Source organism: Enterococcus sp. AZ128 (genome assembly GCF_051714485.1).
GTDB lineage: Bacteria > Bacillota > Bacilli > Lactobacillales > Enterococcaceae > Enterococcus_A.
In genome coordinates this window covers 23,757-49,811 of sequence record NZ_JBIORZ010000006.1, presented here as the reverse complement: position 1 = coordinate 49,811, position 26,055 = coordinate 23,757, and the positions used below count along the sequence as shown (strand labels likewise).

Genomic DNA, 26,055 nt, shown 5'->3' with positions numbered 1-26,055 from the left:
TTGCGTCAATGTCTTAGACCCCTTTAGTTAGCTGCTCTGATTCGTCCAAGACGCTATGAATTGCTAGACAAGCAATTCCTTTGGTTGTTTACCGACTGCTTTTCGTGCAGCCGTTCATTTCATCCGCTTCTACATGAACAGTTTGCTTGAAGTGACCCATTTTTTACGATACCACCCATCAACAACTACCCACGTTCTCCTAAATGTTCTTATGCCGTATTTGCGATCTAAAATTCATTTTAGTGAATGTTTGATAGTTTAAAGCCTAATATTCAGCGTTCACGGATTCATCAAATTCTTTTGCTTGCTTCACAAATTTTTCAAGCAAGCGAAAAAAGAGAAGTAATGTATTTTTATCTACCCATATCTTAAAAACTTACTCATGCCCTTTCCGGTAATTCGAAGGGGTTGCTTACGATCGTTTCTCCGAGCGATCAACACATTGTCATGATCGTAGACATGTTTGATCCTTCGGTAAATGGCGTGGATCATCACCGTTTCAACCACGCGCTCTCGCTTCAACTTGCCTTCAAAGTACGTTTCGATCTTTTCAGCTTTCAAGCCATTGATTCGGTAATGACTCATTGTTTTTCGGAAATACGGTACGCCTTCACACTCATTTTTAACGTGCTTTTCAAAAACCGTAACGCGTTTTCCGTAATACCCGATTTCTTCCACACTGATCGTTTTTCGCACGATGTTTCCTCCATTTCAAATTTTTTATGGTCTTACTACATCCATGAAACTGCGGGTTTCTTCGTTAAGAGGTCGCTTTTTTTGAAAGTAAATCACATGGATGCAGCAAGTACCACTGACAACCTGTTTTTGCATCAGCAGGAAACCGACAACAAAAAGGGAGGGAGACCACACCCGATAGGTATAGTCTCCCTCCCTTTATACACGTTATTACGTAACACAAACACGACGGGTTTTATTCGTGAAAAAAATTTGACTGGTCGAATCGCCCTATTTCAGTGCATTCTTCACCCTAAAATAAATAGTTTAAAGAGTGCACAAAAATATGTTATGATTGTGCTGTTGCAGAAACTCTGCAACGTATAAGGCAGGAGCTACGCCGTCGGTATTGGACGGTCACTTTCAGTTCAATGATCCAGCAAAGGATTCCCGTCCTTTGTTGGGGAGAGCTGAAAGAGTCTCCTGTCTTTGCTTTTGCCGGCTTCCTGCCGACGCAAAAACAGATATATTCAGTCTTACTTTTCTTGCTTCGTAAAGATTTAAAACTCACGTTATTTGAATCGTTCTCACACACAGGGTAACACAAGAATGCGAAATGGCAAAATGTTTTTTGCACATTCCATGTTCTCAACAAAAATTCTGTTTCGCTTAGAAAACGCTCTTTGAGGGCTTTTTTTCTACTCTTCAATAAAAAGCAATTCTGAATACTTTTTTATTTTATTCCTTTGAAAACGCTGTGTCAACAGCTGTAAAATCGCTTTTAAAACTGTTTTTGTTATCTGAACAATTTAACTTTCTGTTATTTTATGATTTCAAAAAAAATTTTTTGTTCTACGAATAGGTCTTATCGTGCTGACAACTGATATATTTTTCACCGGAAATAATCGTCGGTTGCTTTCTGCAAAAGCCCCTTGCTGCTTCCAATTTTTTGCTGCCCTCAAATTTGATAGCCAAACCAAATCCATTGGAGAGACATCTAACTCTCTACCCTAATTATCCAAACCTTCCCAAAAACAAAGCAGGCTCTTACTATGTTTCCAAGACTATTTAAGACCGGAAAGCGAGCGTTCAAGGTAATTTCAATAACTAGTTGTATGATGAACTTGGTTATTCTAGGTAATTATGCAAACTGACTTCCGGCAATTGTTCTCTTTCCTGTACTGCTTTTTTCGCTTGCATCGGATATTCAACAAACCAATTCTTCACGTAGGTAAAGATCACATTCTGCATATCTTTCACTTTTTCAGTCTTCTGTTTCTGATACGCACGCAATAGGGTGTTGTACAATCCTTGATCGGGATTTTCGATATACGCAGCTAATTCTTCATAGGCAATCTTCACACCTGAGATTTGTTCTGCTTTGTGTTTTGCATTGTGAATCGTCTTCACGGTTGTTTGAGCAACAGCGTAACTGGAAGAAAAAGTTTTAATCAAGTCTAGTACCTTATCAGGAATGAACGTAGCATTGACTCGCTGGGAATTGCTATGAAGTTCGACAAAATTTTCTAAAAGCAGTCGATCTTGTGAATCGTCTTTGTCTGAGTCTATTAAGTGTCTATTAGTGTCTAGAGTATTAGAAGATTTATATAGATTGTGTGTGATTTTCCCACTTTCGGAGGAATGCTGGTTTGACAAGGAATTTCCCCAAGATGGGTTATTCCCACTTTGGGGAAATTCCTTGATTTTATCGTTTTCTCCTGAAAGTGGGAATAACCCACTTTCGGAAGATTCAGCGTTCTCACTCGATTTTTTATCGGTGTAAACATCCGTTGCTGTTAGATCTAGCTGTCCTAAATACAGTCTAGCTGGTACTCCTTTTTTGCTGCCATCAGGCAATGTTTTTGGTGGCATTCTTTTTGATAGCAGTAAACCGAAAGAAGCGAGTTCTTTTTTTATGGTCGCTACTTTATTATTACCCACATGCAATAGATCCATTAACTCGGTGGTAGTGAAGATAAAATATATATTTCCGTCTTGATCAACCCAGTCATTTTGTAAGGAATACTCACAACGATCTTTTAACATTGCATAAGCAATTTTTGAGTCATTAGACATTTTCATGTATTTATCACTTTCGAAAAGGACTTTTGGTAATTGATAAAAAAGAGCTTTTCGAGTTTCATTTGCTGAAATAAAGTTAAAGTCTGTCATAAAAAACCTCTCATTTTTTAAGTTAGATCATCTCGAAATTATTTAAGCTGAACTCCTCTAGCTCCTCGTCTGATTCGATAGACTCTAACTGTTCTTTTATTTGGTTTAAATCGTATTCATGGACCTTTAGTAAAGGCTCATACTTGCTAAAAACTAGCTCTTCAAATTGATCTAATGCGGTTGCTCCGAAAGAACGAGTTCCATTGTCAAATTCTCTGACAAAACTTAAAGTAAGTCCGATTGCTTTTGACAGTTCTGGTCTGCTGATATAGTATTCTTTTATTAAAAGTTTTAGGATATATCGATCGTATTCATTTCTAAATTCTTTAGTTCCTTGTTCCATAAAAGAACCTCCTGCGATACGTTGTTGATTGCAACAACTATTCTCTTTTGTCATAGTTTATCATTTATAAGCCCCAATTTCAACTACTATCAGTACCAATCCCAACGCGTTCATACTAGCAAGAAGAAGGCTATATAAAGCTGTTTGTCTCAATTACTATTAGAAACGCATTACTAATAAAATACCAATATATTACTATTAGTATTTTATTACCATTCCTTTCATAATATATTAGATCACTTGGATTTCTGCATTGTTGTTGCAATCGACTATGTAATATGTTACCTTATAGTCATAGAAAGTATTATTCATGGATTGCTTTAAGTAATATTAAAGTAATATAACGTATGACTATTCAGGAGGAATGAAGTATGGCGTTGAAACTTAGTGTTTCGGCAAATAAAGGTGGCGTTGGTAAGACGCTCATTTCAATAAATTTAATTGGAGCTATTCGAAAATCTTTTCCGAGTGCTAGAATACTTGCGGTTGATACTGATGCGCAAGGGAATCTAACGAAGTCTTTTAGAGTTAAGGTAGGAAAAGAACAAAATACAATTTATGATGTTTTTATGGGTCAAGCTACGGTTGACGAAACTATTGTTCCAACCTACGACACACAAATAGATGTGCTGCCGGCAAACTCTGATAATAACTTTTTAGAGTTTGATAAGATGGAAGAGTTTAGAGATAACATCCTCGAATGGTTCGTATCATTAGTAAAAAAATCAAAAGATAATTTAAAGGCAATATCTAGTGTTGCCGGACTAAAAAAAATCCTAAACAAATCTATAGATCCTAGTTCAAACTATTTTAATGCTCTAGAAGGTTACTTTGATAGTGTTGAGGATGAATACGATTTTATTATCTTTGATACACCACCAGAATTGAAACAAGTAACGTCATCAGTATTGACAATATCTGATGTTGTGATTATCCCCTATGAACCGGATATGAACGGTGTTGATGGAGTAGTTCATTTGATTTCTAGAGTGAATACTTTAAAGGAGAAATTCAATCCCAGCTTGAGAATTGGTGGTGTTTTAGGGAATAAAGTATATAATACGAATGTTCACGCTAAAATGATCAACGCTATGATGAAATATACGAATAGAAATGGATACCACTATTTTGATACTGAGTTACCACGCTCTATTAAATTTGCAGATAAACTTATCAGAAGTGGTATGCCAATCACTATGAGCTTCCCAGATAATCCATTTGCACAACATTTCTATAAGCTACTTGATGAAATGAATCGAATCGGTTTGTTATCAGCTAAGGGTGAATCTCTTGATATTCCTCATAACCTATTTAAAGAAAGTGAGGTCGAAGAATAATGCCTAGATCTAATAAGAAACGACCATCAGCAGATTTTGAAACAGCATTTGATGATGATTTGAACGCAATCGAAACACCAAAGGATTCTTTAGAATTTGATACATCAGATCAGTTTGAAGCTGATCCAGAAGAAGTCGAAATTGTTGCGGATACGTCAAGTAATTCCCAAGCTCAAAAGTTTGGTTTAACGGCTGCAAAAGAAAGTGATTCAATTGAAAGTATCAACAAGACGTACAAACTAAATGAGTTCACCGTAAGGAAGCTCGATAGTCTAATTCATAAGGATAATAAAAACACCAAAAAGCTTGCAGGAACTAAGGGATTTCTTTCAGATTTTCTAGAGAATGCAATTTGGCAACACTTTTACCAACTAGGACTAATTGATGAAGATGAAGCCAACGAACACATTAAGGATTACGGAAAGTACCCTCTTAATGTAGAGAACTTTAAAAACATAAAAAAATAAGTTATACGACTAAAAGTATTATGTTGCATTGCTTTTAGTCGTATTTTATATTGCTAAAAGTATTGCTACATATTTTTTTGTTCAATCGTAAAATTACTAATAAAATACAATAAGAAATAGAAAGGTGTTCTATTACTAATTTAATAGTAATATACTGCATTACTATTATGATCGTTTTACATTACGTATTGTATTAGAAAGGTGTACAATAACTCGTCAAAGACGAAAAGTAAATATCGCAAATGAGATTAGTTATATGCCATAAGCATTTAGCTTATACATTTATTGGACATGCTGAATTGTCAAATTAATTGCAACATTTCTTCTTGAAAGACTTCCCAACAATTTTTCCAGTTCAATGTTTTTTTAGGACGCATATTTATCTTGCGTAATGCTTCCTGTTTCTCCGTAGGGGGTACCTTTGAAAAATCAGTTCCCTTAGGGAAGAATTCTCTAAATAAACCATTCCCATTTTCGTTAGATCCGCGTTGCCATGGGGAGTATGGATCACAAAAATACATAGGTACGTCTAAATCTTTCTCAATTTCTTTCCAGCAAGAAAACTCTTTCCCACGGTCGACCGTAAAGCTTAAAAATGCCTTGTGACTCCCTAGGTCTTGCACAAAAGCTTTAATCGCTTGTGCCATTGACTTCGCGGTACGATCCCTCATTGAGATCGCCCAATAAAAGCGTGTTTTCCGTTCAATAAACGTTGCTTCGCAGGCTTTGCTTTCCCCTCTGCTAGAAACAACTGTGTCCAACTCCCAATGTCCAAATTCTTCTCGAGTTGACACAGAAGCTGGGCGTTCATCAATGGTATGCCCTACAGTCATTTTGCCTCATGCCTCTTCTTGTTTTTCTTGTCTTCTGCCTTTATGTCTCAGACACTGTTTAGACACATTAAGAATACCGGCATAGAGCCAATTGTAAATGGTTTTGAATGAAACTATTTGACGATCATTCGCAATTTGTTCAGGGGACCAGCTGTCTTCAAGATCACATTCAATCTGATAAGCGAATTCAGAAGTCCATTTGGACTTCGCACCACAGGCACTGCGCTTCATTTCCGCATCTAATTGCGCATTGTCGGCATTATAGATCAAATCTTCGGGTACTCGTTTCAACTCACGATCAATCGTTGTTCGGCTAACACCAATTCTGTCCGCTATTTCTTGAATACTCTTGGCATCATAAATCATCGTCTCTATACATTTTCGATTATCTCGTGTAAGCTTTTTGTGTGAACCCATCAAAATCACTCCTAGTAGTTTGTTATCCTAAACTCATTTTACTAGAAATTTTTGATGGGTTCTTTGTTGCGATTAATATTACAATTCAGCGACATAAAGAAAAGCAACAACCAAAAAATAAATTTGGTTGCTGCTTTAATATGTTCTATTTTACTACGAGCGCACAATTTCTAGCATTGTAGATATCTTCAAATGTAGTTCTACTTAATCAGTACTAATGCACCTTTTCGGTGAGATAGGCGAAAATATCCCAGTAAGAGCCGCTGATTGGATCAGAAACATGAGAAGGTATTTTTAGAAACTAAAAGAATCATAAAAAGAGCAACAATTTCTCAGGAAATCGCTGCTCTTTATCTATTATGATCCTGCCTCTTTTCTCTTTTGACGCCAAATTTTTTCCGATAGCGTCTAAAAGTTTCTCGATTAATTCCGGTATTACGTTCTACATCTTTATCACTCATTCCATCTTTGTATAGCTTGAAGGCATGCTGTAAGCGATCGTCAGGCTCTTTAAATAGTGGCTTTCTTCCTTTATACTTTCCTTCACGCTTTGCTATTGAAATGCCTTGCTTCTGGCGTTCTAGTATACGCATACGCTCACTTTCGGCTTGATACTTGTATATCTCAATTATCAGATTATTAATGAGGGTACGTAGGTTTTCGTTTTCAATCCCTTGTGTCGTGGGTAAGTTTAAAATTTCAAGTGTCGCTCTCTTATTTTGAATTTGATACATCAGGTCGGTAAGTTCTTTACTATTCCTTCCTAAACGTTCTAATTCAGTGACAACGACAATATCACCTTCACGAATAAAATCAAGCATTTCGAGAAGGGCAGGGCGGTTTGTATTTTTTCCGCTTAGCTTATCAGAAAAAATTTTGCTACAAGTTTTTTCTAAGGATTCAACCTGTCGATCTAAATTTTGCTCCATGCTGCTGACTCGTGCATAACCAATTTTAGCCAAAAATTCCAACTCCTTTTTGAGCAGCTCTATTGTGGTTTCTCAAAAACTAGTATATCAAAGAATTGAAAAAACACAATAGAGGGTACCCTAGTGAGCATGTTATCTGAATTTTAGATTTCTGAATTTGGAAATAGTAATAGAAATTAGAGTATAGTGAATTAACTCTTATTTTATATGCGATATTAATATCAATTTAATCTCATGAAGTGCACTCGCACAATAAACGTGCTGTTCTTTTCACATCATTTTTTCTAAGGAGTCAAGAATAGAACAATAAAACAAAATTATCCTTCGAATTCATAATTATCACCCTCTTAAAATATAATACGCGGTTCATTTTCATCTTTCTAAACAATTTCTATTAATTATTCTTCATGTAACTAATTTTAGGTGCAACGACGCCTAGACCAACGATTACCAAATCTTTTACATATGTTATACTAATCACTGGCAACTGCCCCGTAAGGGGGTGTAAAAATGTTCACTGATTTAATTTCGTTTGTTATCGCCCCATTATTTGTGGGTCTAGTTCTTGTACTAGTTGATCACTGGCTAGATGATTAGCGGATAACAGAAGCAGTTGCCTTCTAGCTCCAACGCTGGAGTCGCAACAGCGCAAAGAAAAGCCCTCCTACTGGCATAGGAGGGCTTTTTGGTGTAAAAATGTTCACTTAATTTCGTTTCGCAAGGTTATTATAGCACGAATTTTTTCCATTTTCCACTTAGTGATACAAGGGGATTGCGTCAAGAATTTGTTGGAATTCGTATTTCTCCAAAATATGGTAATGAATGAAACCTTGATAAATCGATAGAATCTATTTAATCACGCTAGCTACTCTGTTGCGTGTACCGGTAATTAACCCATTTTCCAACAATGGTAATTTGGCAAAAAAACTTTGGTCTATGGTTAGTTTTGGCCGGTTGACACGTTTGTCTAATCGCTGAACCCGAGAATCTTTTTGAATCTTCTTGTTTTGCAATTCTAAGTGAACCATTAGGTTCCCTTTATTCCTTAGAAATACACGCATTTTAGCGATATTGTTCGCTCCAGTTTTACTCCATCCTAACGGGCGAGAACTTAATCGTGAAGACAGAATATGGCTCACATGACCTTCGGCGCTGCAGCCTATATAATCGACATTATGTTGATTTTGAATCGCTTCCCAGTTGCCTAAGAGATATTTTTTGGCTTGAGAGATTTGCTTCCTTTGATTTCCAGACAGCGTGTGATCTTCTAAACGACTAGTAAAGAACGCTTGAACAAAATTCTTGTGGTTCTTATTAATCCAATCAAGCAGTATTGGTGCACCTGATGATAGACCTGTACATGCTTTTTTCACATATTTAACTGTATGAAATTGATCTAAAACAAACATTGTATTCGGAATGTACTTCGCCCCTTCTTTAATCCATGAAGCTCCGTCACCTGAGAAGTAAATACGATCAACTTTTTCCAAATCATATGAATCGTCAAGATACGCATAAACTTCTTCCCAAAGACGTTGTCCATCTGGATAAAGACCGCTGAAATAATGACAATTTTTTAACCGGAGGCGCTTTGTCTGTCCTAAATTAGGTTGATAGCCTTCATGAACATAAACAAGCTTCATAAAGCGATTCGTTCCGTCTTGATAAGCAACATGGTCTTCATCAGCTTCAATGAAAAGCACCTTTGGTGTTTTGTCCCGTCGCTGTCCAAAACAATCAAGTTCTCCCCATCTAGTCGATGAACTACATTTTTAACCGTCGATCTACTTGTTATTCCAGAATGTTGGAATTGATCGACGGTTTGCTGGTAAGAACGTTCTGTGGCTGTTTCTAATATCTGTGATTTTAAGCCAGTATCCATCCGATCGTAAGGTAAAATTCCTAAATATTCATCCAACAAGTAAGAGAAGTGTTGGTCTTTCTTATGTTTGAAATACGTACGATTAAGTTCAACTGGGCCAAGCATCGTCGCACAAATTTTCGTGTCTTCATTTCGTTGAATAAACCATTCTTGCTTTCTGACAGAAGACTGCCGTATAGCAGAATCTGCTTCAATAATCAGTGTTTCAATCATAGAAACACCGATTTCATGGACACATGATCGAATATTTTCTACAAGTTCTGTGAAGTTCACATCATGATTTTGGATTCCAACAAATTGACTGATCATTTCTTGACTGATTTTCTCCGCAGCTTGTTGTACAATATTCATAAGAGATTCCTCCATGTTGATGTTTTAAGGTTTTTAGCACCTTGATTTTAACACATGTGGAGAAATCTCTTTTTTATTTTCCAACAATTATTTTACGCTAATACCCTGAGGTTCTGTTGCAAAGTTTAAAAATAAAAAGTAATGTTGCTAATTAATTGATATTTTAAGCTGGTATACCCAACAAGACTTTGATTTCAGTACAGACAGAACAGCCGAAAATAGGGGAATCTCTTCGGCTGTTCTTGTAGATATCTCGAATCGCTTCCATGCCTTTAATCGTGGTCGAGGCCGTTCGCAAGCATTCCGACGTTTGATTGGTCGGTGACCTTTCTCAATCAAATTATTGAGATACTTTGCTGTTCGATGCTCCGTCTTAATATATAGGTCAGCCTTTTTTAGCTTCTGGAAAGCACTACGAATAGATGGTGCTTTATCGGTTACTAGAACCTTCGGTCCTTCAAACTGTTTCTTTAGCCGTTTTAGAAAGGCATACGCAGCTTGAGTATCACGTCTTTTTAAAATTTTTTCCCTTTAAAATGTTTCATCTTCGTTCCTCCAAGCTATTTTTTCTTCATTTTAACTTAAAAGGCCGTTTGAAAACTTTGCAGCAGAACCAAATAGAATTAAACGCTAATTTATCAACGTTTGGGTCAAATTACACCGTTCATGAAGACAGCTTCTAAAATTGGTGGATAACCATCTTATACGTGTCCTTCTTTACAATAATGCCAAAAGTGATTACAGTTAGATTGTAAGTAACACTTTTGCCAGAATTAAAGAAAGGAGTTTTTTCATATGAAATTAGGCATCATCAGGACACACTTTCCCAATGAACGTAGAATTCCTCTGCTCCCTTCGGACATCAGAGATTTTCCGAATACAATCTATGTGGAAACGGGATTGGGCAATGGATTAGGCTTTTCAGATGAAGCTTATTCGGAAAAAGGGGCGATCGTTGCTTCAAAAGAAACGATTTTTGCCGAATGTGACGGTATTTTTTCCTTAAAAATTATTCAACCCGAAGATTATCGCTTGTTGAGGGATGGCCAAATCATCATTGGTTGGACACATCCGTTAGGTTCGGGCAAAGACTTTATGAAAACACAAGTACTCCCCAAAAAACTAGTGATCGTAGATTTAGATAATCGTTTCCCAACCGCCTATTATATTCACCAACAAAAACCTCTCTCTTGGATTCCTTCGAATTTTATTCGAAAAAACAGCTTTTATGCCGGTTATGCGGGAACGTTTCATGCACTTTTGACTTACGGATTACTACCTTCGGGAAAAGAAAAAATCGCTGTTTTAGGGTCAGGAAATGTTTCTCAAGGGGCGTTTCACGCCGTTTCAAAAATTACCTCAGAGGTCACTTTATTTTATCGTCGGACATTGCCAGAATTTAAAGAGCAACTTGCTGACTTCGATATGATTATTAATGGCATTGAGGTTGGAGACAACCGATTACCTATTTTATCTACCGAGGAGCAGCAACAACTTAAAAATGGATGCTTCATTATTGATGTCGCTGCAGACGCTGGGAATGCAATCGAAAACAATCGGTTTACTACAATTGCAGAGCCTATATACTACGAAAACAACCATTTTTTCTATTGCGTTCCTAACACGCCATCTTTGGTCCATCGAACGGTAAGTCCTATTTTGAGCAGACAATTTACCCAATATATTTATTCTAAAGATATCAGTATTTTCAAAGACATTTTTCAAAGTAGCAATCGCTGAACCATAAGCAAGAATGTGTGTTCTACCAAAACAGGAATCTCTAGTTTAGAGATTCCTGTTTTGGTTCGATTCCGTTAATTTAATCTGAAACTGTTGCCGTTCATGGGCATCTGAGTTAGTCAAGAAAAGTTGACACGGAAAAGTCTATTTTCTTCTGTGTCTATTTTTGTATCTTCGTTGACTGGATCAGAGTCAATAGATGAGACACTTTTTGCGAGAGATTTTTTATGCAGCTAGAATGGCTTGCTCAAACTGACTTGGAGATAAATAAGCTAACGCACTATGAATTCTGCGATTATTGTAAAATCCTTGTACGTAGCTAAAAATTTCGACTTTCGCTTCTTCAAAATTTTGATAAAAAGGCCGTTGGTACACGTGCTCTTTTTTTAGTAATGCGTGGAAAGACTCGATCCCGGCGTTGTCATAGGGACAGCCTTTTCTACAATTTCTGTTGTCATATGTTGATCAAAGTGATAACCGATTATTTTTCTTGAATGAAGATCCATGATTGTTGAAAGATAGCACCAACCGTCGTCTAATGTGTTTAGTGTCTACTGAATAATAAAATGGACTAAAATATCAACACTCCTGAAGCTTTTTAGATATAATAAATGTGAACTTTCTGCTGATTATCTGTAAAACGCTACTTCACTTCTTGAGGGGAATGTTATTGAATGTATAGAAAGCAAAAATACACGCAACTTTCTTTTGAAGATTTCAACCAGCCCATTGGCTTGCACATGGATTCCGAGAATCGCTGGATCAAAAAAGCCGACATCATTCCTTGGACTCTCTTGGAAAAGGATTACGCTAAACTGTTTAAAAATAAAAAGGGCAATGTCGCAAAGCCTTTTCGAATGGCCTTTGGTTCTCTACTCATTCAAACAAAATATGCTTGTTCAGACGAGGAAACAGTCGCTCAAATTCAGGAAAATCCCTACCTGCAATATTTCATAGGTCTACCTGGGTTCCAATTGGAAAAACCTTTTGATGCGTCCACTATGGTTTATTTCCGTAAACGACTTACCTCAGAGAAGTTGGCCGAAATCAATGAAGTGATTTTACAGTACAATGAGCAGGAATCACATCATGATAAAAGGGATCCTCCTACTGGAGGATCTAATGAAAATAAAGGGACACTGATGATGGACGCCACTTGTGCACCATCTAATATCAAGCACCCTCAAGATGTAGCGCTTCTAAATGATGCACGCACAAAAGCTGAAGAACTGATTGACGAATTATGTGAAAATTTCAGATTTAAGAAACCACGTACGGATCGCAAAGAGGCTAGAAGAAACTATCTGGCTTTTTCAAAATTGAAGATACGGACAGCTAAGAAACGTAGAAAAGCTATCAAGCAACAGTTGAAGTACGTGGAGCGTAATATCCGCCATCTTGATAAAATGCAGGTGCTGGGTGCTGAACTTGATGAAAAACAAAGGGCGAACCTTCAAGTGGTCACAGACATTGCCAACCAACAGCGTGACATGTATGATCATCAGACCCATCGGGTCAAAGATCGGATTGTTAGTTTCAGTCAGCCCTACCTTCGTCCAATCGTTCGAGGGAAAGTCAAAACGCCGACAGAATTTGGAGTAAAGCTTGATATCAGTCAATCCGATGGGTTCGTCCGGATCGAACGGATGTCTTTCGATGCGTTCAATGAATCTACGGATTTCCAGACAATCGTTGAGCGCTATAGTGAACGAACAGGTCACTATCCTGAAAGAGTTTTAGCGGATCAAATCTACCGTACTCGAGAGAATCGTGCGTATTGCAAGGAACACCATATCCGTCTATCTGGTCCTAAACTGGGTCGTCCATCTAAGGAAGAAGAAGGTCAGGAAATCCGTTGGAAGGATGAACGAGATCGAATTCAGGTGGAAAGAGAATTTAGCTTAGCCAAAAGATGCCATGGGTTGGGATTAATACGCACAAGATTGGCACAGACAACCTTCACTGCCGTCAGTTTGGCGATTGTTTCTTTAAATTTGTCCAAAATTCAAAGAAACATTTTTGTCTGGATTTTAGATTGGGCTTCACTACCATTTCTGATCACGAATTATTGAACTCATTGAGTTATTCAGGAGTCACTAGATAGCGAATTTTGCCTGCCCCATAGATACGATCACTTTCGTGATAGAGACACAAAACGCGTTGATCCAATAATTTCTGTTCTTGCATTCTTTTTGTTGGAGTGGGGTTGATTCTCCGATAATACGTTGCTCGAGGGATGTCAAGAAGCTGGCATATTTTCATAACACTATGATATGATGGCCTGCTTCGCTTTCTTGACGAATGAATTCAATGGTTTTTATTTCTTTGCCAGCAGACCGGGTGCTTTTTTTAAGATGGTAATTTCCTCATCTTTTTCTTTTAACAATTTTCTAAGTTCTTTCGATTCATCAGGCGTTAGTCCGCCAGGACTAGTTCTAGTGGAACCCTGGATCCATTTCAAAACCGTTGAATAACCGACTTCGTATTCTAAGGATAATTGACGGGCATTTTTCCCCTGATTGTATAAATCTAAAATAGTCTGTTTAAATTCCTTTGTGTACCGTTTGGACATAGGTTGACACCTTCCTTTGAGATTAGTTTACCCTCTCTCAAAAGCTGTCTCAACTTTTATACTACATCCAATACTCTGAAACCCATCGGGAAATTGTTGGACGAGAGATATTATATTCTTCAGCAATTCTCTTGGTAGTTACTTTTTTCTCAAGGAGATCCTGTGAAATCTTTAGTTTAAATTCACGAGCATATGTTTTTCTCAATGGAGTTCATTCCTTCCGGTAATGTAACTGATAGTCAAGAAAAGTGTATCACAGCCCGAAAAGTCTATTTTTTTCTGTGTCTATTTTTGTGTTTTCGTTGACAAGTTTTTCGTGAAAATATAATTTATCTGACATGATTGAGATTTAAACTAGAATAAATGAATAATAGTGGTGGTGATTATAGTAATTGTAATCCCTATTATAGTTGGTACGATAAATGAAACAAATGTCCATTTTTTACTTTTAGTTTCCTTATAAATTGTTAAAAGCGTAGTGGAACAAGGCCAATGATATAGCGTAAATAGTAATACGTTCATTGCTGTCAGCCACGTCCAACCATTTTCAATCAACAGTTGGTGGAATTCATTTAATGAATTATATTCAGTTATTGTGCCTGTTGCCATGTATCCCATAACCATCAGCGGTATAACTATTTCATTGGCTGGAAGCCCCAAAATAAAGGCCATTAATATAGTCCCATCAAGTCCCATAAGTTTTGCAAAGGGGTCAATAAACTGTGTTATATGTTGCAATAATGACAGCTCTCCCATTGAAATGTTAGCTAAAATCCAAATTATTAATCCCGCTGGAGCAGCTACTATGATGGCTCGCCACAAAACAAAGAGTGTTCTATCAAGGATTGAACGAACGAGCACTTGCCCGACTCGGGGCTTTCTATATGGAGGCAATTCTAATGTGAATGAAGAAGGAAGTCCTTTTAAAATAGTTTTTGACAATAAGCGAGAAACAACTATCGTTGATATAACACCTAGCACAATCACTGATGTTAAAAATATCGCTGACATAATTGAATTAGCTAACCCCTCGGAAGATCCAACAAAGAACATAGTGATTACAGCTATTAAAATTGGAAAGCGACCATTACAAGGAACGAAATTATTTGTAATAATAGCAATCAGTCTCTCACGAGGTGAATCAATGATTCTTGCTCCAACAACTCCCGCTGCATTACAACCAAATCCCATACACATAGTCAGTGCTTGTTTTCCGCATGCGCCAGCTTTTTGAAAATATTTATCAAGATTAAAAGCTATTCTTGGCAGATACCCAAAATCTTCAAGCATTGTGAAGATAGGGAAAAATATGGCCATTGGCGGTAGCATTACCGCTATAACTGTAGATAAAACTTTATAAATTCCTTCAATAAGAACACTCTGGATACTTTGAGGAATATTTAGTTGTGTTGCTTGAATAATTAACCATTCTCCAAGTTGACTGAAGTGATCAGCTAAAAAATCAGATGGTCCGTCAGCACCAGCGATTGTAAACCAAAAAATAATTAGGAGGAGGAGTATCATCATTGGAATTCCAGTAATTTTTTGAGTTAGTATTTTATCTAAGATACGATCATTCCGATCATAATTTTGATTTTCAAATTTCACCACTTCTTTTGCGATAATAGATGCTCTTTCTAAAAGTGCTAATGATTCTGTTTGAGTATCCTCATGAATTTGATCCAGCGCGTTACGCATGTTTCGGTTGGAAGTAACTTCTTTACCTATCACTTTTTCTATTGTATCCATCAATTCATTTAGTCCTTGTTTTTTTGCTGCAGATGTAGCCACAACAGGAACGCCTAAAAGCGTTTCTAGCCTAGCTAAGTTAATAGAAATTTTCTTCTTGTTTGCCTCGTCAATTAAATTGACACACACAATCACTTTTGGAGTAATTCGAATTATTTGCAACACAAGGTTTAAATTTCTCTCTAAACTAGTAGCATCGCAAACAACTACCGTTGCTTCTGAATCTTTGGATTTGATGAAGTCTTTTGCAACCTCCTCTTCTTGAGAATGAGCTGACAACGAATAAGTTCCAGGTAAATCGACGAAGACGTATCCGTTATGATTATGTTCAACGTATCCTTGGGCAAGATCAACAGTTTTTCCGGGCCAATTACCGGTATGTTGCCTCATTCCTGTTAGTTCGTTAAAAATTGTACTTTTTCCCACATTGGGATTTCCAGCCAATGCGATCGTTCGATCAGTCTTTTTTTTCTTTTGGATTTCAAACCCAGAGTTAGTTATCTCCATATCTTTTCACCTCGATATATTGTGCATCGCTATTCCTTAGAGCAATCGTTGTACCGCGTACTCTGTAGGCTATAGGATCTCCTTTGGGACTTATCAGAATCTTTTTTAGTGGAGTTCTTTCATAAAAACCTAAGTCCAGTAACCTCCGATTCATTTCAGCATTCGGATGATTAACTGATACAACATCATACGTTTCATCCATAATAATATTGTGTAACTGCATTTTGTACCTCCTATATTATTTTAGGTAGACCGAATACTTTTTTATTATATGACCAAAACTTTATACGTTCAAGGTAGAAACTACAAATTCTCATTGTTATTTAAGTTGAGCTAAAAAATGTTTTAGGTTATCCTAAAAAAGACAGAGTGATTTGGATTTTGAAAAGGTTCTTGATATATAGCGCGTGGAAAGGGACCTCGTAATGTTCTTAGAGGCCTCATTGTCGCAAAGAGGGCAAAAATCCCTTTAAGGACTAATTTGTTCTCTTTTCTTGTTATTTTATCCCTATAAGAATTTTTTGCTTTATTTTTAGGTACCATAAACGATCGTTTATGGTACCTTTGATGAATTAGTAAATTTGAACCATAAGTATTCTAAAACAAGAACCATAACTCATTTCCATAATCTAACGACCGATATTATTTGCACTCAACGTTTATGGTACTATTAAAGAAAAATATTGGAGGTATTATGAATGATTTTTGGCTATGCGCGTGTAAGTACAAATGATCAGAATTTAAATATGCAAATTGATGCTCTAAGGAACGTACAGACAGATAAAATTTTTAAAGAAAAAATTACTGGAACAAGGAAAGAACGTCCTGAATTAGCAGAACTTTTAAAAGTAATCCGGCCTGGAGATACTATCATTATTTATAAATTAGATAGGATTTCACGCTCAACAAAACATCTGATTGAGCTAACAGAACTTTTTGAAAAGAAAGAGGTCAATTTTATATCTATTCAAGACAATATAGATACCTCTACTAGTGTTGGAAAATTCTTTTTCAGAACAATGGCCAATTTAGCAGAGCTTGAGAGAGATATAATTGTTGAAAGGACTAAGGCTGGACTAGCAGCTGCTAGAGCCAGAGGAAGACATGGCGGCCGTCCTTACAAGGATCCATCGAAAGTTGAAACTGCTCTAAAAATGTATTCTTCAAAAGAATATACTATTAAACAGATAACTGAAGCAACAGGGCTAAGTAAAACAACCCTTTATCGCTATGTTGATAAAGGAGAACAATAATTTATGGTGACAAAAGCTCAAGGATTACTCACAAATGCTCAAAGAAATGACTTACTTTCAATAAAAAAATTAGGGAATGAAGAATTTAAATCCTATTTTAGTTTCTCTGCAGAAGATATCGAGTTGATCAATAAACATAGAGGGGAAGCTAATCGTATGGGATTTGGTGTTCAATTGTGTCTCGCTCGATACCCTGGAATAGCATTGTCTGATAGTCTGGATATCCCTGAGGATTTTCTTAAGTATGTGGGGGCACAACTTGGGATATCGATAATTGAGTTTGAGAATTATGGAAAAGGTAAAAATACTCTACTCAATCATTTGACTGAAATTTGTACATATTACAATTATCAGGAATGTACTTGGTCAAATTTATCCTATCTTAAAAAGATATTAGAAGACATTGTTAAAGAAAATTTTGACGAAATATACCTTATACAATCAGCCGTCCAAGAATTTCGAAAGCAAAGAATTTTGTTGCCTGATATTATTGAAATTGAGCGTATTGTTATTTCGGTTAGAACAGCTAATGAACTAGAATTATACCGACAAATCTCAGATATATTGTCTGATACACAAAAAGAGAAGCTAGAACAATTATTAGTTATAAGTTTAGAAAGTAAACGTTCTAAACTAGCTTGGTTGAAGACACTGAGCGGAAAATCCACCAAAGAGGCTGCTTTAGATGTTTGTTATCGTATACAAACGATAGCAGCTATAAACCTTAATCAAGAGGCATTATCCTTTGTTCATGAAAATAGACTAGGGCAACTCGCACGTGTTGCAGAACGTTATAAAACATATGATTATATCCGTTTTGACGAAAATAAGCGATATGCTCTGTTAACTACATTCCTTATAAAATATCAACAAGTGTTAATAGACCATTTGATTAATATACACACGCGTATTCTGATGACAGCTGAATTGTAATATTAATCGCAACAAAGAACCCATCAAAAATTTCTAGTAAAATGAGTTTAGGATAACAAACTACTAGGAGTGATTTTGATGGGTTCACACAAAAAGCTTACACGAGATAATCGAAAATGTATAGAGACGATGATTTATGATGCCAAGAGTATTCAAGAAATAGCGGACAGAATTGGTGTTAGCCGAACAACGATTGATCGTGAGTTGAAACGAGTACCCGAAGATTTGATCTATAATGCCGACAATGCGCAATTAGATGCGGAAATGAAGCGCAGTGCCTGTGGTGCGAAGTCCAAATGGACTTCTGAATTCGCTTATCAGATTGAATGTGATCTTGAAGACAGCTGGTCCCCTGAACAAATTGCGAATGATCGTCAAATAGTTTCATTCAAAACCATTTACAATTGGCTCTATGCCGGTATTCTTAATGTGTCTAAACAGTGTCTGAGACATAAAGGCAGAAGACAAGAAAAACAAGAAGAGGCACGAGGCAAAATGACTGTAGGGCATACCATTGATGAACGCCCAGCTTCTGTGTCAACTCGAGAAGAATTTGGACATTGGGAGTTGGACACAGTTGTTTCTAGCAGAGGGGAAAGCAAAGCCTGCGAAGCAACGTTTATTGAACGGAAAACACGCTTTTATTGGGCGATCTCAATGAGGGATCGTACCGCGAAGTCAATGGCACAAGCGATTAAAGCTTTTGTGCAAGACCTAGGGAGTCACAAGGCATTTTTAAGCTTTACGGTCGACCGTGGGAAAGAGTTTTCTTGCTGGAAAGAAATTGAGAAAGATTTAGACGTACCTATGTATTTTTGTGATCCATACTCCCCATGGCAACGCGGATCTAACGAAAATGGGAATGGTTTATTTAGAGAATTCTTCCCTAAGGGAACTGATTTTTCAAAGGTACCCCCTACGGAGAAACAGGAAGCATTACGCAAGATAAATATGCGTCCTAAAAAAACATTGAACTGGAAAAATTGTTGGGAAGTCTTTCAAGAAGAAATGTTGCAATTAATTTGACAATTCAGCATGTAAATACATCTCTATGGTTGGATATTCGTTTGAAGTAGTAACGTGTAGTTTTTTAGTCATTTTTATTTGACTCAAAAATAGGAGGGGGAGTGATTGTTTGATTACTTTTTTTTAACACTAGGGTTACTATTTTTTTCTATAATTTTGCTGATAGTAATCACAATACTTTTAAAAAGAGATTGGATGTAGTATAAAAGTTGAGACAGCTTTTGAGAGAGGGTAAACTAATCTCAAAGGAAGGTGTCAACCTATGTCCAAACGGTACACAAAGGAATTTAAACAGACTATTTTAGATTTATACAATCAGGGGAAAAATGCCCGTCAATTATCCTTAGAATACGAAGTCGGTTATTCAACGGTTTTGAAATGGATCCAGGGTTCCACTAGAACTAGTCCTGGCGGACTAACGCCTGATGAATCGAAAGAACTTAGAAAATTGTTAAAAGAAAAAGATGAGGAAATTACCATCTTAAAAAAAGCACTCGGTCTGCTGGCAAAGAAATAAAAACCATTGAATTCATTCGTCAAGAAAGCGAAGCAGGCCATCATAGTGTTATGAAAATGTGCCAGCTTCTTGACATCCCTCGAGCAACGTATTATCGGAGAATCAACCCCACCCCAACAAAAAGAATGCAAGAACAGAAATTATTGGATCAACGCGTTTTTTGTCTCTATCACGAAAGTGATCGTATCTATGGGGCAGGCAAAATTCGCTATCTATTAACTCAAAATTTTTCAGAGTACCGTAAAATTAATCTAAAACGTGTTCAAAAATCAATGGAGCGTCAAGGAATCCAATCTGTATCCATCAAGAAATTCAAAGCAGGTAAAGCAGCTAAACGAATCTTAAAAAATTATCCCAATCTGCTTAACCAAGATTTTTCAACAACTGCTTTAAACCAAAAATGGGTTGCAGATATCACGTATATAAACACATTAAACGACGGTTGGTGCTATCTTTCAACAATCATGGATCTTCATTCAAGAAAAATAATCGGTTATCACTTTGATCAACATATGACAACAGAAATTGTAGACAAAGCTCTTGATGAAGCTATTTTAAATCGAAATATTTGTAATGGCTTAATTTTGCATACCGATTTAGGGGCACAATATACCAGCAATGAATATGAAGAAAAATTAAAGAAGTTAGCTATAAGCCATTCTTACAGCCGAAAAGGCTGTCCCTATGACAACGCCGGGATCGAGTCTTTCCACGCATTACTAAAAAAAGAGCACGTGTACCAACGGCCTTTTTATCAAAATTTTGAAGAAGCGAAAGTCGAAATTTTTAGCTACGTACAAGGATTTTACAATAATCGCAGAATTCATAGTGCGTTAGCTTATTTATCTCCAAGTCAGTTTGAGCAAGCCATTCTAGCTGCATAAAAAATCTCTCGCAAAAAGTGTCTCATCTATTGACTCTGATCCAGTTGGCCCATCTTTGGGTCCTCAACTTATGACAGAGATTGGCGATATTCGCCGCTTTTCTCATAGAGGTGCATTAACTGCTTTTGCAGGAGTCGATCCTGGCGTAAATCAATCTGGAACGTATAGTCAGAAAGGTGTCCGTACTAGTAAGCGTGGGTCTGCCCAACTTCGCAAGACACTTTTCCAAGTAATGAATGTCTTAGTGAAAAGCTCACCTGAAGACGATCCTGTTTATACGTTCATTTCAAGAAAAAGAGCTGAAGGCAAACCTTACTATGTCTATATGACTGCAGGTGCAAATAAATTTTTGCGTATCTATTACGGACGAGTAAAAGAATATCTATCTTCTCTTCCAGAAATCGAATAACGCTATCCATGAAGAATCAATTTGAAACCAGCGATTTTCGGTGGTTATATTTGTCGTGCCTTCAAAAATAGATGAACCTTTTAGTAATTTATGGTTGACTTTTTATTTGCAGGCTTTATAGGGAGCATATCAGGACCATTTTCTGTACACTTTATTTGACTTTAGGCTGATAATGGAACTTAACCAAATAACGACCTTATTTGGTTGACTACAGTTCACCAGACTTTTTCATATTTTATACATCATAGTATCTGTTTGAACCTTACTTCTATAATTTGATTCATTCTCAATGTATTGTAGAGAATACTCTGATTTAGAGAACTTTCTATAAATCTTTCGAACTGTTCATCTGTCTCAAGTGAAGTAAACATAAAGAAGGTGATTGTAATTTTGTCAATTTTAGTAGTCATATCCTCATAGCCATGAACCAGCAAGAACGCTAAGGGAGAAGCGACTTTAATTTCAATTTTCCCTTCTAAATCGTCCAGAAAGATATCCTTTTTGCTAGCATATTTTAAAATGGATAGTAGCGTATCGCTGAGTAAACTTCCAGCAAATAAATCAATAGAACTATTTGTTGTTGAATCAATATCAAAATTAATGATATTCTCAACTGACAATACGGCCTTATTACTCAAAATTTTTATATGATTTTGATTGTCTACAAGTCCCCTATAATCAACTAAATAATGATCTGAATATAGATCATTCATCCATGCACCTCAATCTTTTTGCAACATCGACCATTTCATGTATTTTGTCCTCGATAATGTCATAATGATTTACTGGCCGGTTTGCAAAAGTCGCAAAACCACAATCTGGTGTTAGCCAAATTCTTTCACTGGGTAAGAATTTTTTAGCTTCATTTACTTGAGAGATAATTTTGCTCTTATCTTCTACTTTTTCCGTTCTGGGATTAATGACTCCTAGTCCGAGTATCGTATTTTTAGGAAACATGTCATTTGAAAATAGTGAGCTAAGTTCTCCAGCTCTAGGAGTAGAAAATTCTAAACCGAGTATATCGGGATTTATTGAATGAAACAATGGTAATAAAGGGGTGTATGGTCCCTGTAATAAGGTTGTTTCATCTGTACTCCAATTTCCTCTACAAACATGAACGGAAGACAATACATCTTTTTTCTTCATGTAATTAATAATTGGTTTTATTAATGACTCTGCAAAGGCTAATTCTTCCGTAGGATCTTTTTTTTCCGCCAAAGCGGCGCACATGAACGTCCGTGTTTTCCCTTCAGTAAAAACTACTTCTGTTAAAACAGGTTCATCTAATTGGATAACATTTACTCCTAAATTTGTTAAATTATCGATCTCTACTTTTAAAATTTTTATAACATCTGCGCCCAATTCTTCTTTAGATGCGTAATGCCCTCTTGTAAGTTCAGGGAACCACATGGAGCGCGTAAGAAGATAAGGTCCAGGAAGCGTGATTTTTATTGGCTTTTTAGTATATTTTTGTACCATTTTCAATTCGTCCACAGCAAGGCCGTTCGTATATCTCAATTTCCCGATACAAACGGGATTTTTTATAGCACTTGCTGGAACATCCAATATGTTTAACATTTCTTCAAAGGCTTTTTTGTCTTCTATATATTCTAACAGTTCGCTCATACTCATCATTTGAACACCAGAAAGCTTTTCAGAAACAAAAGAAACATAATTATCTCTATATAGCTCTCCGCTAGTAATAATATCTACTCCTAAAGCTTCTTGCCACTTTATAACCTCTGCAGTCTCTTTTTCTATAAGAGACCAATAGTCTTGTTCTGATAGTAACTTTCTTTTCAGTTTTCTTCTTGACGTCATATTATCGTTAGAACGGGGAAGACTTCCCATTAACGCTGTCGAAAATAAAGGATACTCATTTTTAGAGTTCATATACGCTAACCCTTCTTACTGTTTTATAAAAAATCTAAATATTGATTTGCTTGTTCAATCTGAGAAAAACCTGTTAGTCTCCCCGGCACCCATTGCTCCAATCCTTCTAAATCCATAATTTCTTTATGATTTGGAAGATTATAGTCCATCGATAACAGAATGTTATTCCATTGTTTAAAAAGTTCTTTATCAAAATCTGGGTGTCCAACAAAAATACAATGATCGAATAGTCTTGTTTGCTCAATTATTTTTAATTGTTGAGAATCAATTGTCCCATCTTTTGTCCAACTATTCCAATTCAAATCAATCGTTACTGCTGCGTCAACTTCTCCTCGAACTAACGCTTGGACAGCATCTAGTTCTCCTCCTATGTGATCACCGTGTAATCCTATACCAATGTCAAATCGTTTTTCAACATAATCTTTATTATACTCAAGCCCTTTTTGATGAAGATGATTGATTGGAATTAAACGTGCTTGCGGAGAATCCTCCGCTCCGAATCCAATCGCCTTGCCTTTCAGATCTAATAAAGAAGAAATGGTCGAATTTTTTCTTACGACGAAATATGTTTTCCTGTTTTGATCAGTATCTCTCATCGATCCATTTAAACACGTTCCTTTTGTTTGAATATAGCTATCTAACCAAGCTAACGGTGAGTTCCAAGCAATATCTATTTCTCTATTCAATAGAGCCTTTACTTGTAACTCATAATCTTTATAAAATTCACAGCTAGTTTCAATTCCTTGTTTCGTTAAGAATTTTGAAATCATTTCCCAAATAATTGTCACTTTAGGATCATAGATTACTGCTCCAACTTTAACTTTTTTCCTCATGGATTCTCCTCCTGTAGTTTATGGGATTTGTTGGCCGGTTACTGCTTTTCCTAACCAAAGATTTAAAACATCAACACTTGGAGCCATTATTTGTCCAGCATATGCGTCTCTAAGGTAGCGTTCGATTGGGGAACTTTGATTATATGCCTTTCCTCCACCTACTCGCATAGCAAGTCTCCCACATTCAATTGCAGCCTCAGAAGCTTGAATTCTCGCAGCAAGTATTTTAGCTAACGCATCTTCTTCTCCCGTTGCACCTGATTTGGCAGCTTCAAATGTTAACGTTCTACTAGCTATTGCTTTAGTGTAAATCGATGCTAAATGTGTTTGAATCCCATCTAATTTAGCTAATGATTTTCCATCAGGATAAATTCTATTATTCGCATGTTCAATTGCTAATTCATTCAATTTCACGCAAACGCCACTATATACAGCAGCCAGTCCTGTAATGAAGAATGGCGCTATAACATTAAGTACCTGATACATTCCAGACCCTTCATTACCGATTCGGTCCGTGTCTGTTAATTTCACATCATCTAAAATCATTGGGCAAGAAACATTTCCTTTCATCCCCATTCCGTGCCATTTTTCCGTTTGAAAAGTAACTCCTTCTCGCTCTAATGGAATAAGCCAATTATTAATTTTTTCTTGTTCGGACACGCTAGGGGAAAGAACTAAATAATAAGACGCATACGTAGCAGATGTGACCATGCTTTTCTTACCATTTAAAACTGTAATTTCTTCTGCGCTGTTCACAGTCATTTCTGGTTGATAAAAATGAACGCCTGAACCAAATTCACTATAAGCTAATGCTAAAAAAGTTTTATTTGAAATAACATCTTTGCATATTTTATCTTTCATTTCAGGGGTTCCATGCGTTAACACGCACATCAATGCGACGTTGTGCATCATATAACATAATCCCGCACTAGGATTTTCTTCTGCTAAAGCCATACATACTTCTGCATGCTCAAGGAGTCCCTTTCCTGCTCCACCTAATTCTTTTGGAATTAATAATTCAAAATAATTTTGATTACCTAACTCTTTGAAGGTTTCTACAGGAAACTCTCCGGTTTGATCTGTTTCTACAGAGTAAGGAGCAACGTATTTTTTTGCAAACTCTTTTGTCGTTAAATAATAGTTTTCCATTAATAGACCTCTTTTTCATTTTTTTATAAGCTAGAGCACCTTTCTAAAAGGTGCTTGTCATTCGTGTAACTAATCACAATAATAGATTACAATAGTATGGGGGCTTTTGAATAATTGATGACATTAAATAGAGCACGTTACAAGATATTGTATACGCATTGTAAAAAGTCGAATACGATTAACTTAGAAACTCTAAGGTTGTTGATCACTCAAAATCACCGATTCATTTTAATCATACTCATCCCTCCCAAAAAAACACTCCATAAAGCCCTTACAATTAAAAGACTATCAAAAATTTGCTTATGTTGCAAAGTTTAATTTTGACTTGCTTGATTGTAATATTACTGGTTCTTTTCCCGGCTATTCGTAGGTAGACTATTTGCAATCTCTGAGTGGCTAACTCCTCGTAAACTCTGCTAGCGAAGGTTGTGTTGCAAAGTTTTTTAAAACGACGAACGTCTCGAATATTCATCTAGCTGTTTATGCTGCTTTTAATAGATGTTCAATTTCTTCCCACGTGGAAAAGTCGAAGAGGGTAATTTCTCTTCGACTTTCTTTATATAGTGCAGAAACCACTTCAATTCCTTTGATCGTGGCAGCTGCTGTATGCGTGGATTGGAAACTATTGCCGTAAGGAAACTTGCCTTTCACCTGGCGGTGATCCTGTTCAAGAATATTGTTGAGATATTTGGACTTCCAATGGTGGGCCTGTTTACCTAGTATTCCCTCATCCTTCAGCTCTTTGATAGCTTTGAGAGAAGGGGCATACTTATCCGTCACAATCGAGCGTGGTTGGCCATAATCACGAATTAATCGCCAAATAAAGGACTTTGCAGAAACGGTATCTCGATGGTTTCGTAACCACATATCCAGGGTATTTCCGTTGGAATCAATGGCACGATAGAGGTAACGGTCTTTCCCTTTTACTTTGACATACGTTTCGTCAATCCGCCAGGATTTGGACAAGGAACGGCGTTTGTTACGTTTCTTCCATAAATGATAAAGGACTTTGCCATATTGTTTGTCCCAGCGATAGATGGTGGTGTAATGCACACCGATACTGAATTTACGCATTATTTTGGCACAATCACGGTAGCTCAAAGAAAAATGATAGTATAAGCCTAAGGCTTCAATAATAATCCGATAATCGTATTGTTGTGACTGCTAAACTAAAGTGAGCCAAA

At 36.6% G+C, this 26,055-nt stretch carries 25 protein-coding genes and 5 pseudogenes; 11 read left to right on the top strand and 19 right to left on the bottom strand.

The features are described 5' to 3' along the window. Positions 1–357 precede the first annotated feature (357 nt). The 3 genes from traE to IGI38_RS24210 all read right to left on the bottom strand — a co-directional run bounded on the left by traE (position 358) and on the right by IGI38_RS24210 (position 3,190). Positions 358–696, bottom strand: coding sequence for a type IV conjugative transfer system protein TraE (gene traE, locus IGI38_RS24220; RefSeq protein WP_438734510.1), 339 nt, complete (start codon positions 694–696; stop codon positions 358–360). A gap of 1,107 nt (positions 697–1,803) precedes the next feature. Then, positions 1,804–2,847 carry a replication initiator protein A gene (locus IGI38_RS24215; protein WP_438734509.1) on the bottom strand — a complete coding sequence of 348 codons (1,044 nt, stop codon included), beginning with the start codon at positions 2,845–2,847 and terminating at the stop codon, positions 1,804–1,806. Positions 2,848–2,869: 22 nt separating this feature from the next. Then, positions 2,870–3,190, bottom strand: a complete 321-nt coding sequence (locus tag IGI38_RS24210; protein ID WP_438734508.1) for an XRE family transcriptional regulator — start codon at positions 3,188–3,190, stop codon at positions 2,870–2,872. Positions 3,191–3,561: 371 nt separating this feature from the next. Between IGI38_RS24210 and IGI38_RS24205 the strand changes: the two genes are divergently transcribed. Next, complete coding sequence (locus IGI38_RS24205; RefSeq protein ID WP_438734507.1) at positions 3,562–4,527, top strand: ParA family protein; 966 nt, start codon at positions 3,562–3,564, stop codon at positions 4,525–4,527. Then, positions 4,527–4,994 (top strand): hypothetical protein, encoded by a 468-nt coding sequence (locus tag IGI38_RS24200; protein ID WP_438734506.1) that lies wholly within the window; start codon positions 4,527–4,529, stop codon positions 4,992–4,994. The genes IGI38_RS24205 and IGI38_RS24200 overlap by 1 nt, the downstream gene beginning before the upstream one ends. Before the next feature lie 302 nt (positions 4,995–5,296). On the opposite strand, the gene IGI38_RS24195 is transcribed toward IGI38_RS24200, so the two are convergent. The 3 genes from IGI38_RS24195 to IGI38_RS24185 all read right to left on the bottom strand — a co-directional run bounded on the left by IGI38_RS24195 (position 5,297) and on the right by IGI38_RS24185 (position 7,206). Continuing rightward, on the bottom strand, positions 5,297–5,827 hold the full coding sequence (locus tag IGI38_RS24195) for an IS30 family transposase (RefSeq protein WP_438734505.1): 531 nt from the start codon (positions 5,825–5,827) through the stop codon (positions 5,297–5,299). A gap of 6 nt (positions 5,828–5,833) precedes the next feature. Then, the gene (locus tag IGI38_RS24190) at positions 5,834–6,244 is read right to left on the bottom strand and encodes a transposase (protein ID WP_438734504.1); all 411 of its coding nucleotides are present in this window, start codon (positions 6,242–6,244) and stop codon (positions 5,834–5,836) included. A gap of 350 nt (positions 6,245–6,594) precedes the next feature. Further along, entirely contained in the window at positions 6,595–7,206 is a 612-nt protein-coding gene (locus IGI38_RS24185) for a recombinase family protein (RefSeq protein ID WP_438734503.1), read from the bottom strand. Positions 7,207–7,683: 477 nt separating this feature from the next. On the opposite strand from IGI38_RS24185, the gene IGI38_RS24180 reads away from it, so the two are divergent. Then, on the top strand, positions 7,684–7,770 hold the full coding sequence (locus IGI38_RS24180) for a type I toxin-antitoxin system Fst family toxin (RefSeq protein WP_127446299.1): 87 nt from the start codon (positions 7,684–7,686) through the stop codon (positions 7,768–7,770). A gap of 251 nt (positions 7,771–8,021) precedes the next feature. On the opposite strand, the gene IGI38_RS24175 is transcribed toward IGI38_RS24180, so the two are convergent. The 3 genes and pseudogenes from IGI38_RS24175 to IGI38_RS24165 form a co-directional block, all read right to left on the bottom strand. Continuing rightward, a complete protein-coding gene (locus tag IGI38_RS24175; RefSeq protein ID WP_438734502.1) occupies positions 8,022–8,876 on the bottom strand; it encodes an ISLre2 family transposase in 855 nt (284 codons plus the stop codon). Next, positions 8,813–9,406, bottom strand: coding sequence for a UPF0236 family transposase-like protein (locus IGI38_RS24170; RefSeq protein ID WP_438734501.1), 594 nt, complete (start codon positions 9,404–9,406; stop codon positions 8,813–8,815). Before IGI38_RS24170 ends, IGI38_RS24175 begins: the two co-directional genes overlap by 64 nt. A gap of 163 nt (positions 9,407–9,569) precedes the next feature. Continuing rightward, a pseudogene (locus tag IGI38_RS24165) lies at positions 9,570–9,922 on the bottom strand (DDE-type integrase/transposase/recombinase); the annotation flags it as partial. 279 nt (positions 9,923–10,201) lie between these two features. Between IGI38_RS24165 and IGI38_RS24160 the strand changes: the two are divergent. Further along, on the top strand, positions 10,202–11,146 hold the full coding sequence (locus IGI38_RS24160; RefSeq protein WP_438734500.1) for a N(5)-(carboxyethyl)ornithine synthase: 945 nt from the start codon (positions 10,202–10,204) through the stop codon (positions 11,144–11,146). A gap of 225 nt (positions 11,147–11,371) precedes the next feature. On the opposite strand, the pseudogene IGI38_RS24155 reads toward IGI38_RS24160, so the two are convergent. Then, a pseudogene (locus IGI38_RS24155) lies at positions 11,372–11,694 on the bottom strand (transposase); the annotation flags it as partial. A gap of 126 nt (positions 11,695–11,820) precedes the next feature. On the opposite strand from IGI38_RS24155, the gene IGI38_RS24150 reads away from it, so the two are divergent. Beyond that, a complete protein-coding gene (locus IGI38_RS24150; RefSeq protein WP_438733013.1) occupies positions 11,821–13,218 on the top strand; it encodes an IS5 family transposase in 1,398 nt (465 codons plus the stop codon). 245 nt (positions 13,219–13,463) lie between these two features. Here IGI38_RS24150 and IGI38_RS24145 read toward each other — a convergent pair whose 3' ends face one another. From IGI38_RS24145 to IGI38_RS24130, 4 genes and pseudogenes are all read right to left on the bottom strand, one after another. Further along, entirely contained in the window at positions 13,464–13,718 is a 255-nt protein-coding gene (locus IGI38_RS24145; RefSeq protein ID WP_438734499.1) for a transposase, read from the bottom strand. A gap of 70 nt (positions 13,719–13,788) precedes the next feature. After that, positions 13,789–13,923, bottom strand: a pseudogene (locus IGI38_RS24140) (transposase); the annotation flags it as partial. 149 nt (positions 13,924–14,072) lie between these two features. After that, positions 14,073–15,974, bottom strand: coding sequence for a ferrous iron transport protein B (gene feoB, locus IGI38_RS24135; protein WP_438734498.1), 1,902 nt, complete (start codon positions 15,972–15,974; stop codon positions 14,073–14,075). Next, a complete protein-coding gene (locus tag IGI38_RS24130; protein ID WP_438734497.1) occupies positions 15,961–16,197 on the bottom strand; it encodes a FeoA family protein in 237 nt (78 codons plus the stop codon). Before IGI38_RS24130 ends, feoB begins: the two co-directional genes overlap by 14 nt. 475 nt (positions 16,198–16,672) lie before the next feature. On the opposite strand from IGI38_RS24130, the gene IGI38_RS24125 reads away from it, so the two are divergent. From IGI38_RS24125 to IGI38_RS24100, 6 genes and pseudogenes are all read left to right on the top strand, one after another. Continuing rightward, positions 16,673–17,227, top strand: coding sequence for a recombinase family protein (locus IGI38_RS24125; protein WP_438734443.1), 555 nt, complete (start codon positions 16,673–16,675; stop codon positions 17,225–17,227). A gap of 3 nt (positions 17,228–17,230) precedes the next feature. Further along, entirely contained in the window at positions 17,231–18,160 is a 930-nt protein-coding gene (locus IGI38_RS24120) for a DUF4158 domain-containing protein (RefSeq protein WP_438734442.1), read from the top strand. Positions 18,161–18,238: 78 nt separating this feature from the next. Then, the gene (locus IGI38_RS24115; RefSeq protein ID WP_438725454.1) at positions 18,239–19,186 is read left to right on the top strand and encodes an IS30 family transposase; all 948 of its coding nucleotides are present in this window, start codon (positions 18,239–18,241) and stop codon (positions 19,184–19,186) included. A 262-nt stretch (positions 19,187–19,448) separates the two neighbouring features. Beyond that, entirely contained in the window at positions 19,449–19,703 is a 255-nt protein-coding gene (locus tag IGI38_RS24110) for a transposase (RefSeq protein WP_438734496.1), read from the top strand. Continuing rightward, positions 19,700–20,587: an IS3 family transposase gene (locus IGI38_RS24105; protein ID WP_438734532.1), complete on the top strand. Its 888-nt coding sequence runs from the start codon at positions 19,700–19,702 to the stop codon at positions 20,585–20,587. Before IGI38_RS24110 ends, IGI38_RS24105 begins: the two co-directional genes overlap by 4 nt. Positions 20,588–20,630: 43 nt before the next feature. Continuing rightward, positions 20,631–20,996: pseudogene (locus IGI38_RS24100) on the top strand (transposase); the annotation flags it as partial. Between the two features lie 242 nt (positions 20,997–21,238). Here the strand turns inward: IGI38_RS24100 and IGI38_RS24095 are convergent. The 5 genes and pseudogenes from IGI38_RS24095 to IGI38_RS24075 form a co-directional block, all read right to left on the bottom strand. After that, positions 21,239–21,709 (bottom strand): OsmC family protein, encoded by a 471-nt coding sequence (locus IGI38_RS24095; RefSeq protein ID WP_438734495.1) that lies wholly within the window; start codon positions 21,707–21,709, stop codon positions 21,239–21,241. Beyond that, positions 21,702–22,889, bottom strand: coding sequence for a cobalamin-independent methionine synthase II family protein (locus IGI38_RS24090; RefSeq protein ID WP_438734494.1), 1,188 nt, complete (start codon positions 22,887–22,889; stop codon positions 21,702–21,704). The genes IGI38_RS24095 and IGI38_RS24090 overlap by 8 nt, the downstream gene beginning before the upstream one ends. 23 nt (positions 22,890–22,912) lie before the next feature. Further along, positions 22,913–23,722, bottom strand: coding sequence for a phosphate/phosphite/phosphonate ABC transporter substrate-binding protein (locus tag IGI38_RS24085; protein ID WP_438734493.1), 810 nt, complete (start codon positions 23,720–23,722; stop codon positions 22,913–22,915). 18 nt (positions 23,723–23,740) lie between these two features. Continuing rightward, entirely contained in the window at positions 23,741–24,871 is a 1,131-nt protein-coding gene (locus tag IGI38_RS24080; protein ID WP_438734492.1) for an acyl-CoA dehydrogenase family protein, read from the bottom strand. A gap of 480 nt (positions 24,872–25,351) precedes the next feature. Next, positions 25,352–26,035: pseudogene (locus IGI38_RS24075) on the bottom strand (IS6 family transposase); the annotation flags it as partial. Positions 26,036–26,055: the final 20 nt, after the last annotated feature.